Origin of the sequence: Vibrio salinus (assembly GCF_021272385.1) — a bacterium.
GTDB lineage: Bacteria > Pseudomonadota > Gammaproteobacteria > Enterobacterales > Vibrionaceae > Vibrio > Vibrio salinus.
Map to the genome: position 1 here is coordinate 811,707 of NZ_JAJSDZ010000009.1, position 15,920 is coordinate 827,626.

The following is a 15,920-nucleotide window of genomic DNA, read 5'->3' on the forward strand; positions in this document are numbered from 1 at the left end:
GTTAAAGAAGGAAAACTATGGCGATTAGAGTTTTAGTGGTTGATGACTCCAGTTTTTTCAGACGCCGTGTCAGTGAAATCATCAATTCTGAGTCGCGTTTAGAAGTGATTGACGTTGCGACGAATGGTAAAGATGCGGTTGAAAAAGCTAAGCGCCTTAAGCCAGATGTGATAACGATGGATGTGGAAATGCCGGTATTGGATGGCATTTCCGCTGTTCGTCAGATAATGGCAGATAATCCGACGCCCATCTTAATGTTTTCTTCACTGACTCATGATGGGGCGAAAGCAACATTAGATGCTCTGGATGCCGGAGCGATGGATTTTTTACCTAAGAAATTTGAGGATATTGCCCGTAACAGAGACGAAGCTGTGTCGTTGTTACAACAGCGAGTGATTGAGATATCAAGGCGCAAGGCGTTTATGCGTAGAAGAGTCTCTCCGCTAAATACGTCTCGTAGCGATACGTCCCCGACAACGGGGAATCGTCCTCAGACAACACCCTCACGTCCGCTCAGACAGCCAGTAAGAAGTAATCTCTCAACGGGTCAGGCTGTTTCTGTTGCTGCGAAATTTAAGGCGACAGGCAAAAAGTACCAGCTAACCGCAATTGGTACGTCGACCGGTGGTCCGGTGGCTTTGCAGAAAGTGTTAACCAAGTTACCGGCTAATTATCCTCATCCTATTTTGTTGATTCAGCATATGCCGGGTACGTTTACGGCTGCATTCGCCAGCCGTTTGAATTCACTGTGTAAGATTTCAGTGAAAGAGGCAGAGAATGGGGATCAGCTTCGGCCTGGTGTTGCTTATCTGGCTCCGGGAGGGTTACAAATGATGCTGGACGGACGGCCCGGTGCTGCGAAAATTCGCATCCTTGATGGCGGCGAAAAAATGAATTACAAACCTTGTGTTGATGTGACTTTCGGTTCTGCAGCAAAAATTTATGGGGATAAAGTTCTTTCTATTGTATTGACGGGAATGGGTGCTGATGGCCGGGAAGGGGCCAGAATGCTTAAGTCAGCAGGCTCGACGATTTGGGCTCAGGATGAAGAAAGTTGTGTGGTTTACGGTATGCCTCAGGCTGTTGCAAAAGCGGGTATTTCTACCGAAAGCTTACCACTTGAGAGAATTGCGGAAAGAGTGTTGATTGAATTGGGTATGGCATAAGGGGTCATAATGATCGTTTGGAGTATCGCGAATCAGAAAGGCGGTGTTGGTAAGACTACGACAACTATTACGCTTGCCGGCTTACTATGTCAGCAGGGAAAAAGAGTGTTGCTTGTTGATACCGATCCTCATGCTTCATTAACCACTTATCTTGGTTATGACTCTGACGATATGGATAAGAATTTATTTGATTTATTCCAGATAGAGAAGCTTACCCAGCAGTCGGTACAATCACTGATTATCAATTCCGAAATAGGAGGTCTCGATATTATTCCGGCCCATATGTCACTAGCGACACTTGATCGGGTGATGGGTAACCGTAGTGGTATGGGATTGATTTTAAAGAAAGCGTTATTAGAGCTAAAACATATTTATGATTATGTTTTAATTGACTGTCCTCCCATTTTAGGGGTGATGATGGTGAATGCATTAGCGGCAAGTGATCGAATCCTGATTCCGGTTCAGACCGAGTTTCTGGCGATGAAAGGCTTAGAACGGATGATCCGGACTTTAGCGATTATGCAACGTTCCCGTAGTCGTGAATTTAAAGTTACGATAGTTCCGACTATGTATGACAAGCGTACAAAGGCATCACTTTTAACGTTAAATCAGCTTAAAAAGGATTATCCGGATCAGGTTTGGAGTTCAGCGGTTCCTATTGATACCAAGTTCCGGGATGCAAGTTTGAAACGTCTTCCTGCTTCCCATTTTGCAAGTGGTAGCCGGGGAGTGTTCGCATATAAACAGTTACTGATTTATTTAGAGAGGCTGGCGATAGATGAGTCGTAATGTATTGTCTGGAGAACAAGCGCTTACGGATTATTTCTCTGCTTTACTGGATGAGTCAGAGCAGTTAGAGCCAGTTCAAGAAAATGAGGTTCGGGAAACCGGAGATGTCTCTGTTGAAGACCATTTTGAACCACAATTAAAAGTATCAGAGGATGAAAAAAGTTCAGATACCGATGTGGATTTTTTGCCTCAACCGGATTTAAAGGACGTTGAAAGATTATTAGGGCAACTTGAATCCGTTAACCCTGTCACTGAAATTGAGCATGTTGAAGACATTATTGAAGAAAATACAGAAAAAGTAGTTTCAGACTATAAGCAGCATGAACAGGTTCAGGAGGAATTACAAGAAAGCATTACAACAGAGATGGATCTGCCGGATGTTGATATTACTTCTGATGAAGTATCGCAAATTGAGGCGATGACAGAAACATCTGAAGATGAAGATAGTGTTACTTCTGAAGTGATTGATGAATCAGTGACTGTAAGTAGTGAGGTAGCAGTTCAGGGAGGAGGGGCCGGCGGCCTCTCAACGGACTGGGAGAGTGTTAAGCGCACCTCTGATTTTCAGGTTTTGTATTTTGATGTAAATGGTGTCACTTTTGCGGTTCCTTTGGACGAGTTAGGTGGTATCCATAAGTTAGCAGAATTAAATCATCTGCTTGGCAGACCGCAATGGTATCTGGGATTACAGACAAACAGAGACATGCAGTTGGATGTTGTTGATACTGCTTGTTGGGTGATGGCAGATAAGCTGACTGATGAATCCTATAAAGATGGTTACAGTCATATTGTTATGCTGGGGGAAAGTCTCTGGGGATTAGCCTGTGGCGAATTGAAGGGGACAGAGTTTCTTGAAACTGAACAGGTACGTTGGCGTGAGCAGGTCGGAAAACGTCCCTGGCTTGCGGGAATGGTAAAAGAAAAAATGTGTGCTTTAATCAATGTTGAGGCATTAATAGCTATGCTTAATGCAGGCCTTGATGTTAAAGCACTCGATGAATAGAGCATTAATGTCGGATACGACTTTAGAGAGGATAAGGTATGTCTCAATCTAGCGAAGTAGTTGAAGTGAAAAAGGACCAATCCAAAGACGAAGTTCTTCAATGGGTTACGTTCCAGTTAGAAGAAGAAACGTACGGCATTAATGTAATGCAAGTGCGTGAGGTATTACGCTATACAGAAATAGCACCTGTTCCGGGAGCGCCTGATTACGTTCTTGGGATTATCAATTTGCGTGGTAACGTGGTTACCGTCATTGACACCCGGTCTCGCTTTGGCCTGATGGAAGGTGAAGTCACGGATAATACCAGAATCATTGTTATTGAATCTGAGAGACAGGTAATCGGTATTCTGGTAGATAGTGTGGCTGAAGTGGTTTATTTACGTTCTTCTGAGATTGATACTACGCCAAGTGTCGGTACGGAAGAAAGTTCTAAATTTATTCAGGGCGTAAGTAACCGTGATGGTAAACTCTTGATTCTGGTTGACCTTAATAAATTGTTAACCGATGAAGAATGGGATGAAATGGCTCATCTGTAATGCTGGATAGTTTGATTAATAACACTCCCTTACTGATTGGTGGGGGAGTGGTAATATTATGTGTTTTTCTATTCTTGTTATGGTTATTGCGTTTTAGGAGCCATACGAGAGTGAAACTTGAGCATCTGCGACAGGAAAACCGAACTCTGGGGAAAGATTTACAGAAAGCAAATAAACAGATACTGGAGTTGCGTTCTATTTCTGTCGGTTTAGGGCAGAGTTTTTCAGAACAGCAGGATATTGTGAGACTTCTTGCCGAACGAATTTCTGAGTTAGAACAGGAAGATCGTGATGGGCGTCTTTACAGCCGGGCATCAAAAATGGTGAAACTGGGCGCTGATATCGATGAGTTGATAGAAGAGTGCGAGTTGCCAAAAGCTGAGGCTGAACTCATGCTATCGTTGCAGAAAAAACTGGCTGGTCAGGAGGCGATCCCACCTCTCGAACAAGCTCCCTCCTCTGGCAAAGGCACCTCTAAAGCAGCCCCGAAACGTAGTTCTCGTCGTTCTGTTCGTTAATTATTTTCAAATGTTTAGAGGAAGCATCACTTCCTCTTTTTTTTATTTTTACTCATTGATATCTTGACGTTATAATTTCTTTTTGATTAGTAGATAAACGTCGTTAATGATCGGATGATATCATTCAAATCAAAAAGATAGTATTATGAGACGGGTCGCTAATATGTGTGATTAATGAGTTAATGAAATTGATGCCAGAACTAAAATTAAATCAAATCAGGTACATTTTTATTGGTTTTGTTGTTGTCTTTATGCTGGGGTGTAGCAGTGCCAAAGAGGCAGGTGAAACTCAACAGAAAACAATTACCAATGTTAAGAATATGCCAACCTCTGAAGATGAGGTTAAATATGTTTCTAAGATTAATGATCCTCTTGAATCTTTGAACCGGAAAACATGGTCTCTGAATTATGATGTTTTGGACCCGTATATCATCAAACCGGTTTCTCTTGCATATGTTGGCTATGTCCCTCATCCAATTCGTCTGGCTATTTCAAACGTTTTTTCTAACTTAGACGAACCTGCAAGTTTCGTTAACAACCTCTTGATGGGAAATTTCAAAGTCGCCGTAAATCATTTTAACCGCTTTTGGATTAACAGTACCTTCGGTTTGTTTGGATTGTTAGATATTGCTTCTGCTGCAGGTATTGAAAAAGAAGGCCAGACAGCATTCGGTGATGCTTTAGGTCATTATGGTGTCGGAAACGGTCCCTATATGATGTTACCTGGTGCGGGTCCTTATACTCCGAGAGAAGCAACTGATCTAGTGGATTACACTTATGCACCATTATCTTACCTGAATATCTGGGCTTCGATAGGTAAGTTTGTCTTTGAAGGTATGGAAACGAGGGCGGCTCTTGCCAACCAGGAAGCTATGCTGAAAAACTCACCAGATCCTTACTCTCTGGTCAGAGGTATTTACTATCAGCGTCAGGATTTTAAAGCAGACATTCAGGATGATAAGTTTGATGAAAAACAGGAAGAAATGTTGGATGATTATCTAGATATGCTTGATGATGAGTAATCCAGTTTTATTTCAATTTATCATGCCGTCATTATCCTTCCACTAAAGTATTCGTTTTCAAGGATATATTCCGTGTTTCTTATGACATCTTCAAGGAGCTCATTACTGGGTTCCTCGTAAGAAGCGTTAGGGAAAATACCACCAACTCTGATATTAAAAGGGGTTAGCTCTTTAGCCCAGCTTTGAGTAAATCCTGATACCATTGATGTCGTGTGATCGATGCCATGACTGGCTTTTGTTTCTTCTGAATTGGCAATAATATTAACGACAACTCCTCCTTCTTCATTGTTTCTTACTCTTTGAGCAAATAGTTGTGCGAATGAAAATAAAGTTGTTGCAATAGAAGAAATGTTGGAAGAGAAATCTTCAATTGGATGGTCATCCGTTATTGATGGAATTTCCGGTTTAGGCCATAAGTTAATTAAAACATTGGGTGAATGTTCGCAGTGTTGATCAATCCATAAGAAAAACGCTTCTATTGATTGGGTACTATAATCTGTAACGTTGATACAGTCGACATCTTCCGAAATACTCCTGCACCTCTGATAGGTTTCATTTAACATCGGTTCACAACGGTCAATCAAAATAAGCCTTGCGCCCAGTTTGCAAAACCGCTCAGCTAACGTTCCACCGACCAGAGAGCCTGCAGATGTGATGATAATAGTAGATTTATTAATATGCATTCTATAATCCCGCTTTGAGCAACACCCTTGTTGCTAATGTATAAAAGCATGGCTTAGTAACGACTGAGTGGTTGTGAATGGATTCGCATATTTGACGCTGCAAAATAACTGGTGTGCTAAACCTTGTAGAGACTCACAAAAATGCTTCGGGCTTAACATGTATTTACAATATTTATCTATCAGGAGTGGGACATTAATTGGTCTCGTCGCTGAGCATCTATCAACTGATGGTAGAGTTCCTGACTGAGTACTTCAGCCTCTGCCTGTTTGTTCATCCTACGGATAGTGTGTCCTGACAGATTATGGTACACGTCTTCCTCTAGTCCCTGAGTCTTTTCCGGGCGATAACACAGTGCTTCAGGTGTCAGGTAGTGGTTAAACTTAGCGCTGTATAGTCCTGCAGAATGGAACAAATCCGCAATGTGGGCAGATGTTTTGTAAGAGTCCGGGGTTGAGATAAGCGGTTGTTCCTGAGGTACGGACAATTGTTTTCTTATCCTTTCACTGTCTGAATTATCCGGTGAGATTGTATCGATGGGAGTTGTTTCACAAGCGTCGTTGGAGAGCATTGCCAGTAAAAGAGCAAAATCTGCCCTGCGTTGTTCAGAAATGGCCAGATTGACGCTGGTGCCGCATTGAATTTCGGTTATCAGATTTGCGCTGATAAAATCGGTTTTGTTCATTCATCTCTCCACTTGTTAATTATAATAGCGACAGAGACTTAGAAAGCTTTAGAGGTTGTTGATGTTGAGTAAAAGTTTTTACAGCGAATTCAGAATGACTTAAGTAAGGTGGGTCGTGTGGATTACGATAAAAAAGCCCGCATGAGCAGGCTTAATTACCTGAGATATTTAAAATAAGAATAAAAATCTTATTTAACTAGATTTTCGGCAACAAATTCCCAGTTAACCAGTGCCCAGAAAGCGGCAAGATAGTCAGGACGAACGTTGCGGTAATCTATGTAGTATGCGTGTTCCCAAACATCAACAGTAAGAAGTGGAGTGATACCTTCTTCTGTCAGTGGTGTTGCCGCATTTGATGTGTTTGTGATTGCAACTGAACCATCTGCTTTTTTAACCAGCCATGTCCAGCCTGAACCAAAGTTATTAACGGCAGATTCAGTGAATTTTTCTTTGAATTCCTCGAATGAGCCAAATGCAGCGTTAATCGCATCAGCAACTACACCAGTAGGTTCATTTCCGCCTTTTGGAGACAGACAATGCCAGTAAAACGTATGGTTCCAAACCTGAGCTGCGTTATTAAAAATACCACCAGTTGACGTTTTTATAATGTCTTCCAGAGATTTGTTTTCAAATTCAGTACCGGGGATCAGGCCATTGAGTTTTACCACATAAGTGTTGTGGTGTTTCCCGTAGTGAAAATCGAGAGTTTCTGCTGAAATGTGCGGTTCTAATGCATCTTTTGCGTAAGGAAGAGCGGGTAGTTCAAATGCCATTGCTGGATTCTCCTTTGTGTTGAAAGAGTTTCTCTTTCATTGCTTCCGATTGTAATAATTGTCTTTATTCGTCAATACGGCTGACTTGTGCTATATTTTAGCAAGTTTTTACTTTATTTAAAGGTTTTTTCGAAAAATATAGAACTATGTTCATAACTATTTCTACTATTCTAGAAGAAATTAGATACCTTGGACGACGTTAAAATAAAGGATTTTAGTGCCAATAAGCAATATCCATAATTATTATAGGCTTTTTATTCTTTATTAATTCTTTAAAATAGATAGTTATAGCAAAGAATCTTCGAGAGGATGCAATGGAAACAATAGATAAAATTAAGAAGCAGATTGATGAAAACCCAATCCTGCTTTACATGAAAGGTTCCCCAAAATTACCAAGTTGTGGATTTTCTTCACAGGCATCACAGGCATTGATGGCTTGTGGTGAAAAATTTGCCTATGTGGATATTCTGCAGAATGCAGATATCCGTGCCGAGTTACCGACTTATGCCCAATGGCCAACTTTCCCTCAGCTATGGGTGGAAGGCGAATTGATTGGCGGATGTGACATTATTGTTGAGATGTTTCAGAAAGGCGAATTGCAACCACTGATAAAAGAAGCTGCACAACGGGCGGATTCCGGCTCAGACAATAAAGAAACTGTATAAAATTACAGGTTAATTTGCTATGTTTAAGCCACGAATTATCGTGGCTTTTTGTTATGCCTTATTTATATATTGCTGAAAAACCAAGTTTAGGACGGGCAATCGCTGATGTGTTACCTAAACCCCATAAAAGAGAAGATGGTGCCATTCGCTGTGCTAACGGTGATGTGGTTACGTGGTGTATCGGACATTTATTAGAGCAGGTTGAGCCGGATGAATATGATGCAATATATAAAAAGTGGTCTTTGGACTCTTTGCCAATTCTTCCCGATAAGTGGCTGCTGAAGCCGAGAAAAAGTGCGACAAAACAATTATCAAAAATAAAAAAACTGCTGAAGGAACCTTTAGATATTATTCATGCAGGAGATCCGGACCGGGAAGGTCAGTTACTTGTTGATGAAGTGATCGATCATTGCCGGGTTATTCAAAAACGAAAAAGCGAAGCCAGGCGTTTATTGATAAATGATTTAAATGCATCCGCCGTTCGACAGTCCATGAAGCATATGCCTCTGAATTCAGAGTTTATTCCTTTGTCTGTTTCAGCGCTGGCACGTTCCAGAGCTGACTGGCTGTATGGTATGAATTTGTCCCGGGCTTATACCCTGTTAGGGCAGAAAGTCGGGTATCGGGGCGTTTTGTCTGTCGGACGGGTTCAGACCCCGGTATTGGGATTGGTGGTTCGCAGGGATGAAGAAATAGTGAATTTTGTTCCACATGACTATTTTATGCTTCATGCTCTGATTCCCTTCGCCGGTGAGCATGCCAGCGGCGATATTAAGGCAAGGTGGAAGCCAAGTGAGGCTTGCTCTCCCTGGATGGATTCAGAAGGGAGAGTTCTGAATTTAAAACTGGTTGAGAATGTTGCTCAGCGTATAAAAGAAAAACCGGCGATCGTTAGTAAAAGTGAGCATAAAAAAACAAAACAAAACCCACCTTTACCATACTCACTTTCTGCGTTGCAGATTGATGCATCCAGACGGCATAACCTTAATGCGCAGCAAACTCTGGATGCCTGCCAGTCTTTGTACGAAAAACATAAACTGATTACTTATCCCCGTTCTGATTGTCGTTATCTGCCTGCCGGGCATTTTAAAGAGGCAGACAGAGTGCTGGCGGCGATTGCCAAACAAGATCCCGGGTTGCAGGCGTCAGTTTCTGATTCTGATACTCAATTACGTTCAAAAGCATGGAACGATGATAAAGTAGAAGCTCACCATGCAATCATTCCGACCAGTAAAACAGTGGCCTCCGTGGTTCTCAGCGATAAAGAAACGAAGGTGTATCATTTAATTGCACGGCAGTATCTTCTGCAGTTTTATCCTGCCGCTGAATTTTCAGAGAGTCGTCTGGAATTTTCTATTGAAGGTGGAAAATTCATTGCTTCCGGAAGAGCGCTTATTGCCCCTGGCTGGAAAAAAGTGATCGGTTTTAGTCATGAAAAACAGGACTGTGATGCTTTAGTTCCCCCCTTAAAAGAAGGCACGGAACTGCTTTGTCGGGAAGGCATGATTCAACAGAAAAAAACAGAGCCACCGGCTCACTTTACAGAGGCAACCTTACTAAAGGCAATGACAGGGATTGCAAGATTTGTCAGCGATTCGTCACTTAAATCTATTTTACGTGAAACGGATGGATTGGGGACGGAAGCAACAAGAGCCGGAATTATTGATACTTTAATTCGCCGTCAGCTTATGACAAGACATGGGAAACAAATTCTGAGTACACCTGCGGGTAAAGCATTAATACATGCCTTACCCGATACAGCAACTTATCCTGATATGACAGCCCACTGGGAAAAACAACTTCATGATATGGCAGAAAGAGGTCAGGCATATCAGCCTTTTATGAAAGAGCTAACCAGTAATATTACTCAGTTGATTGATAATGTGAAGATTCAGCCTGTTCCCGAATCTATGAAGATTCTGTCGACTCAGAGCAGTGGATTTACGAGAAAGGCCGTCAAGAGAACCAGACGAAAATCGCGCTAATATTGAGAGTATGTTTCCCTGCGTGCTTTACATTGAGCAGGGAAACCGAATCAAACGTCGCAGCTTATTTTTGTGACAGAAACTGAGCAAACCACTGCATTACGATCGACGAATGTGGAGGAAGCTCAAGGCTGGTCAGAGCATGATCATACTGATCCATGGTCAGTAGTGGTTTTTTTCTTTCCACCAGTTTTCGGTCAAACTCAACTGAGAATTCCGGGTGTCCCTGAACGGTTAAAATATGGTCGTCTTTTGACAGCATATAGTTGGGGCAAAACTCACTTGAGGCAATAATTTTCATGGAGTCAGGGATGTCAATAACCTGATCCTGGTGACTGACCAACAGATTAAGAACATCCAGATGAGGCGTCATCCACTGAGGGGACTCATGTACTTCGTTGACACTCATGCCGATTCCCCAGCCTTTTTCCGACTTCCGAACTGTACCTCCAAGAGCAAGACTGATGATTTGATGACCGAAACAAATACCAATTAGCGGTTTTTTTTGTTCGTCACAGAGACGAATCCAGTCGACCAGTGAATGAATCCATTGCTGGTCAGAATAGGCATCGTGCGTACTGCCGGTAATGATATAGCCGCCACAATCATCATTTTTATCCGGTAACTCGCAATTTACTGCATTAAATAATGTAAATTCGAAAGAAGCATGAGGACTGAGAGTTGCCATAATCATATCGGCATATTCACCGTAGTCCTTTGCTAAATCTGGTGCGACTTTATCGCATTCAATGATTCCAATTTTCATCATAGAGACCTGTCCTTGTATCTGATGAGCAGACAGAAAGTATCTGTCTTGTTGTCTTGATGCATTTCCGAGAATGATTTAATATAATTAACACTATCGTAATTATTTTTATCAATTTGGTAAACAAAAATTAAAATATTTAACATTTAGGTCAGAAAAGGAAAACCTGACTGCGTTTGTAATTGCATCCGGTTAATGAAGGGAATTCAATCATTTCATTAACTCTTTAAATCATCATAGATCAATCGGGCGGAACAAGGAATATTATGGATAATCAATCTTGGCACGAGTTTGCAGAACAGCTCACCTATTCAACGCAGGCGTTTATTAACGGAACTTTAACAAATTCAGCTGAAGGACGAACTTTTTCCTGTATCAATCCGGCAAATGGCGAGTCACTTGGTGATGTTGCTCGGTGCGGTGAAGCGGATGTGGAATTAGCGGTAACGGCTGCCAGACAGGCTTTTAACAGTGGTTGTTGGTCTGAGCTTGCCCCGTCTGAAAGAAAAAAGAGCCTACAGAAATTTGCACAGCTAATTGAGGCTAATATTGAAAAACTGGCGTTGTTAGAGTCAATGGATGCAGGAAAACCCATTTCAGATGCTATGGGTTATGATGCTCCGGCTACTGCCCGGTGTATAGCGTGGAATGCTGAAGCGATTGATAAAATTTATGATGAAGTTGCTCCGACATCTAGCGATGCTTTGGCTTTAGTGACTCGTGAGCCGGTTGGTGTTGTTGCAGCGATCGTTCCCTGGAATTTCCCGTCAGTGATGGCTTCCTGGAAGCTGGGTCCTGCGCTGGCCGCAGGAAACAGCGTCATTGTTAAGCCTTCGGAAAAAAGTCCGCTGTCGGCAATTTATCTTGCTGAACTGGCGTTTGAAGCCGGGATTCCGGCCGGTGTCTTTCAGGTACTGCCCGGATTCGGGAATGAAGCGGGGCAGGCACTTGCTCTTCATAATGATGTTGACTGTATTACATTTACTGGTTCAACGGCGGTTGGGAAAAAATTAGTCACATTTGCTGGTGAGTCCAACCTTAAACGTACTTTTATGGAGTGTGGTGGTAAGAGCCCTCATATTATTTTCGATGATGTTAAAGACATTGATAAAGCAGTAGCAACAGCAGTTTCTGCTATTTGCTACAACCAAGGTGAGGTATGTACTGCAGGGTCCCGGTTACTGGTTCATCGATCTATTTATGATGATGTTGTGAGTAAATTGAAAGACGGTGTAAAAAACTGGCAGCCAAAGAATCCGCTAACCATTGATAGCTCGATGGGAGCGATTATTGATGAGCAACAATTATCCAAAATTCTGAGTTATATCGATATTGGAGTTAAAGAAGGCGCAACGCTTGTTTGCGGTGGTAAACAGGTATTGCAGGAAACCGGGGGCTTTTTTGTTGAACCGACGATCTTTACGAATGTAACGCCTGCGATGAGAATTTCCCGTGAAGAAATATTCGGTCCGGTGCTGTCAGTGATTCCATTTGATACGGTAGATGAGGCTCTTGAGATTGCAAATGACAGTGAATATGGGTTGGCAGCAGGATTGTGGACAAGCGATATTACTAAAGCGGTTCGCTGTTCCCGGGCATTAAGAGCCGGGACCGTATTTGTAAATAACTGGGATGGCGGCGATATGACGATGCCTTTTGGAGGCTATAAGCAGAGTGGTAATGGGCGGGACAAGTCTCTACATGCCATTGAAAAATATACAGAGTTAAAATCAACCTGGATTGAATTAGATTAAACAGGTTGGTGAACAGAAAATGGGCCCCGGGATGTGAGGCTCATTTTTTATGTTCAGAAATCGCAAAGGGAGATTAAAACGTGCTGGGAGTTGCTGCACTGATCAGTTCACATTCTATCTTGCCTTTGTTACGAAACCGGTGTGGTTTCCTGGTTTCAAAATAATACGAATCTCCGGCTTTTAATGTTTTGCTTTGATTGCCGATAATAATTTCAATCTCGCCCCGCAGAACGATGCCACTTTCTTCACCGTCATGTTTCATAAAATCAGTGCCGGTGTCGGCTCCGGGTGGGTATATTTCACGCATCATCGTGAGTTTCCGGTTAGCCCGCTGACTTCCGACAAGCATCATACGAATTTCACCATCACCCAAATCAACCAGTTCTTCGGCGTTGTAAAAGATTTTTTCCTGTTCTTCTATATCCATAGTGAAAAATTCCCCCATAGATACGGACATTGCGTCCAGAACCTTTTTGAGTGAGCCGACTGACGGATTCACCTGATTCTTCTCAATCTGAGAGATCATGGAGTTGGTAACCCCACTCAATTTCGCTAGTTCTCTTTGCGAAACTCCTTTCATTATACGAATGGCTTTTAACTGGCTACCGACATCCATAAACTTCTCCAAACTAGGTAATAGAACGCATTTCCTTTCGTCGTTTTTTTTCTGCTCTTGCAATTAGCCACCAGGCTAAGAAGGTAGCACATGATACTATAAGAATCATAAGTGTAGCCAGTGCATTAATTTTAGGGCTGACCCCCAAACGAACACTGGAGAACACGACAATAGGCAAAGTTGTTGCGCTTGGACCGGATACAAAACTTGATATAACAAGGTCATCTAACGACAGCGTAAATGCCAGCAACCACCCGGCGAACAGGGCAGGGACGATAGTTGGGATGGTAATTTGAAAAAAAACTTTCCATGGTGGAGCACCTAAGTCCAATGCCGCTTCTTCTATTGACTGATCGAGTTCCTGTAGCCGGGAACTGACCACTACAGTGACATAAGCGGTACAGAATGTGACATGCGCGATCCAGATTGTTATCATCCCCCGGTGTGCGAAGAGGTCAAAATATTGTCCCAGTGAAATGAACAAAAGTAATAATGATAAGCCGGTTATGACATCCGGCATAACTAAGGGGGCGGTGATCATAAAGGCAAAGCCGGTCTCACCTTTAAATTTCCCAAATCGTTGAAGAACAAAAGCGGCAATTGTGCCAAGGACAACAGCAGCAGAAGCGGCCAATACGCCGATCATCAGGCTGAGTTTTAAGCCACCGATAAGCTGACTGTCCTGAAACAGTGCTCCGTACCATTTCGTGGAAAATCCGGCCCACACAGTAACCAGCCTGCTTTCATTAAATGAATAAGCAATAAGAACCACGATAGGAATATAGAGGAAGGAAAATACTAATCCCAGCATTAGCCATTTCCATTTATTGTTATAAACAGGAATTGCATTCATCAGGCATTCTCCAGTTCTCGTTTCTGATAGCGATGGAACCATAGGATAGGTACCATCAGTATAAGCAGCATGATAATGGCAACCGCAGAAGCGACCGGCCAGTCCCGGTTGTTAAAGAACTCTTGCCACAGTACCCGTCCGATCAAAATTGAATCCGGCCCTCCGAGTAGTTCCGGAATAACAAATTCACCTACGGCCGGAATAAAGACCAGCATCGAACCGGCAATAATGCCTGACTTCGTGAGTGGGATAAGTACCTGAAACAGCACTTTTACTGGTTTGGCACCTAAGTCAAAAGCAGCCTCTACCAGTGAATAATCGACTTTCATCAATGCGGTGTAGATGGGCAATACCATGAAAGGTAAATAGGTATAAACAATGCCGATGTAGACAGCTAAATCAGTGTGAAGGATTTTTAACGGTTCGTGGATTAATCCGATATTCATCAGCAGGTTATTCAGCAGTCCGTTATTTTTTAGCAGGCCTATTAATGCGTAAACCCGAATAAGGAAACTGGTCCATGATGGTAAAATAATTAGCATTAACAGGACATTACGGGTGGATGACTTTGAATGGACAATCGCCCAGGCTGTTGGGAAACCGATTAATAAACACAGAAATGTGGAGATTAAGGCAATTTTAATGGATAGAAGATATGAGGATGCGTATAAATCATCCTGTACTAAATAGAGATAATTGCCAATATTCAGAAAGACCTGTAGCTGATCGTTCAGATAGCTGAACAAATTGGAATAGGGTGGAATGGATAGTTGTGCCTCAGTCAGACTTATTTTAAAGACAAAGATAAATGGCAGCAAAAAGAACAGTAATAACCAGGTATAAGGAACGCCGACAACAGTATAACGGGCAAAGGGTATCGCTTTCATTCGATTAATAATATTCATATTGTTAATACTACCCCGCTTTCCATTTCCCAGTAGAGACTGATTGGATCATTCCATGTCGGCATTTGTGTATTAACACGATTAACATTCTGTACAGTTGCTGTGACTAACTTACCACCTGGCAGACGAACGTGATAGATAGACTGACTCCCCAGATAGGCGATATCTTCTACGATTCCGGAGCAGGTATTCCCCTGACTGAGGGATTCGCTGCACAGGTACATTTTTTCCGGGCGAACGGCAACCATCAGTTGTGTTCCCGGGGTTGCGGAGATGCCATGATTCAGGATGATTGGCTTTTCCAGGTCGTTACAGATAATTTCTGCCCGGTCGCTGCGTACGAAATCTAAGGTACCTTCAAAAATGTTAACTGAGCCAATGAATTCAGCACTGAAGCGAGAGTTTGGTGATTCGTAAATGGATTCCGGAGCGCCAATTTGGACAAATTGTCCCTTATTCATAATGGCAATGCGGTTAGCCATTGTCATGGCTTCTTCCTGATCGTGAGTTACCATGACACATGTCACCCCCACACGTTCAAGGATATCAACAATTTCCAACTGCATTTTTTCACGCAGGTTCTTATCTAATGCGCCCATCGGCTCATCGAGTAATAATAATTTGGGTTTTTTCGCCAGACTTCTGGCCAAAGCTACCCGTTGCCGTTGCCCGCCTGACAGCTGATGCGGTTTCCGGTTTGCGTACTCACTCATGTGAACGAGTTTAAGGAGTTCTTCAACAGTGCTGTGAATTTCTTTTTTAGGAATTCCATCCTGCTTCAGACCAAACGCAATGTTATTAAATACAGTCATGTGTGGAAAAAGCGCATACGACTGAAACATCATATTGACCGGCCGTTTATAGGGTGGAATTTTGGAAAGATCTTCGCCATCAAGGATAATTTGTCCTTCGGTTGGCGGTTCAAAGCCAGCAAGCATTCTCAGGAGAGTGGATTTACCACAACCGGATGCACCCAGCAAAGCGAAAATTTCACCCTGATTGATTTTCAGATCAATTTTGTCTACGGCTGCCTGTCCGTCAAATTCTTTTGTTAGCCCTTTAATTTCCAGTAATACTTTTTTTTCAGGCTTAGGGGCCAAATGGAGAGCCAGTTCACTCTCGATTGGTTCTGATTCTACAGCTAACACAGTCATAACAACTCCTTGTTTGCGTAATCTGTCTGTCCCCAGACTTGCTGGGGAC

Annotated in this window: 17 protein-coding genes; 9 read left to right on the forward strand and 8 right to left on the reverse strand. The window is 42.5% G+C overall.

Features of this window, described 5'->3' with window-relative positions; genetic code table 11:
- Positions 1-17 precede the first annotated feature (17 nt).
- The 6 genes from LRQ06_RS12010 (at position 18) to LRQ06_RS12035 (ending at position 5,034) form a co-directional block, all read left to right on the forward strand.
- On the forward strand, positions 18-1,166 hold the full coding sequence (locus tag LRQ06_RS12010; RefSeq protein WP_232766647.1) for a protein-glutamate methylesterase/protein-glutamine glutaminase: 1,149 nt from the start codon (positions 18-20) through the stop codon (positions 1,164-1,166).
- A gap of 9 nt (positions 1,167-1,175) precedes the next feature.
- Positions 1,176-1,955 carry a ParA family protein gene (locus tag LRQ06_RS12015; protein ID WP_232766648.1) on the forward strand — a complete coding sequence of 260 codons (780 nt, stop codon included), beginning with the start codon at positions 1,176-1,178 and terminating at the stop codon, positions 1,953-1,955.
- A complete protein-coding gene (locus tag LRQ06_RS12020) occupies positions 1,945-2,958 on the forward strand; it encodes a chemotaxis protein CheW (protein ID WP_232766649.1) in 1,014 nt (337 codons plus the stop codon). The genes LRQ06_RS12015 and LRQ06_RS12020 overlap by 11 nt, the downstream gene beginning before the upstream one ends.
- A 38-nt stretch (positions 2,959-2,996) precedes the next feature.
- Complete coding sequence (locus LRQ06_RS12025; RefSeq protein WP_232766650.1) at positions 2,997-3,494, forward strand: chemotaxis protein CheW; 498 nt, start codon at positions 2,997-2,999, stop codon at positions 3,492-3,494.
- On the forward strand, positions 3,494-4,012 hold the full coding sequence (locus LRQ06_RS12030; RefSeq protein ID WP_232766652.1) for a DUF2802 domain-containing protein: 519 nt from the start codon (positions 3,494-3,496) through the stop codon (positions 4,010-4,012). Before LRQ06_RS12025 ends, LRQ06_RS12030 begins: the two co-directional genes overlap by 1 nt.
- Before the next feature lie 320 nt (positions 4,013-4,332).
- A complete protein-coding gene (locus LRQ06_RS12035; RefSeq protein WP_232767176.1) occupies positions 4,333-5,034 on the forward strand; it encodes an MlaA family lipoprotein in 702 nt (233 codons plus the stop codon).
- A gap of 20 nt (positions 5,035-5,054) precedes the next feature.
- On the opposite strand, the gene LRQ06_RS12040 is transcribed toward LRQ06_RS12035, so the two are convergent.
- The 3 genes from LRQ06_RS12040 to sodB all read right to left on the reverse strand — a co-directional run bounded on the left by LRQ06_RS12040 (position 5,055) and on the right by sodB (position 7,173).
- Positions 5,055-5,717, reverse strand: coding sequence for an SDR family oxidoreductase (locus tag LRQ06_RS12040; RefSeq protein ID WP_232766654.1), 663 nt, complete (start codon positions 5,715-5,717; stop codon positions 5,055-5,057).
- A gap of 179 nt (positions 5,718-5,896) precedes the next feature.
- Positions 5,897-6,400 (reverse strand): VC2046/SO_2500 family protein, encoded by a 504-nt coding sequence (locus tag LRQ06_RS12045; protein ID WP_232766656.1) that lies wholly within the window; start codon positions 6,398-6,400, stop codon positions 5,897-5,899.
- A 188-nt stretch (positions 6,401-6,588) separates the two neighbouring features.
- Entirely contained in the window at positions 6,589-7,173 is a 585-nt protein-coding gene (gene sodB, locus LRQ06_RS12050; protein WP_232766658.1) for a superoxide dismutase [Fe], read from the reverse strand.
- A 314-nt stretch (positions 7,174-7,487) separates the two neighbouring features.
- Here sodB and LRQ06_RS12055 point away from each other — a divergent pair, with 314 nt between their 5' ends.
- Both LRQ06_RS12055 and LRQ06_RS12060 read left to right on the forward strand, forming a co-directional pair.
- On the forward strand, positions 7,488-7,838 hold the full coding sequence (locus LRQ06_RS12055) for a Grx4 family monothiol glutaredoxin (protein WP_232766660.1): 351 nt from the start codon (positions 7,488-7,490) through the stop codon (positions 7,836-7,838).
- A 53-nt stretch (positions 7,839-7,891) separates the two neighbouring features.
- A complete protein-coding gene (locus LRQ06_RS12060; RefSeq protein WP_232766669.1) occupies positions 7,892-9,823 on the forward strand; it encodes a DNA topoisomerase III in 1,932 nt (643 codons plus the stop codon).
- 64 nt (positions 9,824-9,887) lie between these two features.
- On the opposite strand, the gene LRQ06_RS12065 is transcribed toward LRQ06_RS12060, so the two are convergent.
- Positions 9,888-10,592 (reverse strand): glutamine amidotransferase-related protein, encoded by a 705-nt coding sequence (locus LRQ06_RS12065; RefSeq protein WP_232766671.1) that lies wholly within the window; start codon positions 10,590-10,592, stop codon positions 9,888-9,890.
- Between the two features lie 263 nt (positions 10,593-10,855).
- Between LRQ06_RS12065 and LRQ06_RS12070 the strand changes: the two genes are divergently transcribed.
- Complete coding sequence (locus tag LRQ06_RS12070) at positions 10,856-12,343, forward strand: aldehyde dehydrogenase (RefSeq protein ID WP_232766673.1); 1,488 nt, start codon at positions 10,856-10,858, stop codon at positions 12,341-12,343.
- Positions 12,344-12,416: 73 nt separating this feature from the next.
- On the opposite strand, the gene LRQ06_RS12075 is transcribed toward LRQ06_RS12070, so the two are convergent.
- Genes LRQ06_RS12075 through potA form a run of 4 tightly spaced genes read right to left on the reverse strand, consistent with a single transcriptional unit; the run spans position 12,417 to position 15,871 of the window.
- Positions 12,417-12,959, reverse strand: coding sequence for a cupin domain-containing protein (locus tag LRQ06_RS12075; protein ID WP_232766675.1), 543 nt, complete (start codon positions 12,957-12,959; stop codon positions 12,417-12,419).
- Between the two features lie 13 nt (positions 12,960-12,972).
- Positions 12,973-13,812: an ABC transporter permease subunit gene (locus tag LRQ06_RS12080; RefSeq protein ID WP_232766677.1), complete on the reverse strand. Its 840-nt coding sequence runs from the start codon at positions 13,810-13,812 to the stop codon at positions 12,973-12,975.
- Positions 13,812-14,717, reverse strand: coding sequence for a putrescine ABC transporter permease PotH (gene potH / locus LRQ06_RS12085; protein WP_232766678.1), 906 nt, complete (start codon positions 14,715-14,717; stop codon positions 13,812-13,814). The genes LRQ06_RS12080 and potH overlap by 1 nt, the downstream gene beginning before the upstream one ends.
- A complete protein-coding gene (gene potA, locus LRQ06_RS12090; protein ID WP_232766679.1) occupies positions 14,714-15,871 on the reverse strand; it encodes a polyamine ABC transporter ATP-binding protein in 1,158 nt (385 codons plus the stop codon). Before potA ends, potH begins: the two co-directional genes overlap by 4 nt.
- Positions 15,872-15,920 lie beyond the last annotated feature (49 nt).

Coding starts and splice junctions, on each gene's coding strand:
- LRQ06_RS12010 (WP_232766647.1), top strand. CDS start 18: ATGGCGATTAGAGTTTTAGTGGTTGATGACTCCAGTTTTTTCAGACGC.
- LRQ06_RS12015 (WP_232766648.1), top strand. CDS start 1,176: ATGATCGTTTGGAGTATCGCGAATCAGAAAGGCGGTGTTGGTAAGACT.
- LRQ06_RS12020 (WP_232766649.1), top strand. CDS start 1,945: ATGAGTCGTAATGTATTGTCTGGAGAACAAGCGCTTACGGATTATTTC.
- LRQ06_RS12025 (WP_232766650.1), top strand. CDS start 2,997: ATGTCTCAATCTAGCGAAGTAGTTGAAGTGAAAAAGGACCAATCCAAA.
- LRQ06_RS12030 (WP_232766652.1), top strand. CDS start 3,494: ATGCTGGATAGTTTGATTAATAACACTCCCTTACTGATTGGTGGGGGA.
- LRQ06_RS12035 (WP_232767176.1), top strand. CDS start 4,333: ATGCCAACCTCTGAAGATGAGGTTAAATATGTTTCTAAGATTAATGAT.
- LRQ06_RS12040 (WP_232766654.1), bottom strand. CDS start 5,717: ATGCATATTAATAAATCTACTATTATCATCACATCTGCAGGCTCTCTG.
- LRQ06_RS12045 (WP_232766656.1), bottom strand. CDS start 6,400: ATGAACAAAACCGATTTTATCAGCGCAAATCTGATAACCGAAATTCAA.
- sodB (WP_232766658.1), bottom strand. CDS start 7,173: ATGGCATTTGAACTACCCGCTCTTCCTTACGCAAAAGATGCATTAGAA.
- LRQ06_RS12055 (WP_232766660.1), top strand. CDS start 7,488: ATGGAAACAATAGATAAAATTAAGAAGCAGATTGATGAAAACCCAATC.
- LRQ06_RS12060 (WP_232766669.1), top strand. CDS start 7,892: ATGCCTTATTTATATATTGCTGAAAAACCAAGTTTAGGACGGGCAATC.
- LRQ06_RS12065 (WP_232766671.1), bottom strand. CDS start 10,592: ATGATGAAAATTGGAATCATTGAATGCGATAAAGTCGCACCAGATTTA.
- LRQ06_RS12070 (WP_232766673.1), top strand. CDS start 10,856: ATGGATAATCAATCTTGGCACGAGTTTGCAGAACAGCTCACCTATTCA.
- LRQ06_RS12075 (WP_232766675.1), bottom strand. CDS start 12,959: ATGGATGTCGGTAGCCAGTTAAAAGCCATTCGTATAATGAAAGGAGTT.
- LRQ06_RS12080 (WP_232766677.1), bottom strand. CDS start 13,812: ATGAATGCAATTCCTGTTTATAACAATAAATGGAAATGGCTAATGCTG.
- potH (WP_232766678.1), bottom strand. CDS start 14,717: ATGAATATTATTAATCGAATGAAAGCGATACCCTTTGCCCGTTATACT.
- potA (WP_232766679.1), bottom strand. CDS start 15,871: ATGACTGTGTTAGCTGTAGAATCAGAACCAATCGAGAGTGAACTGGCT.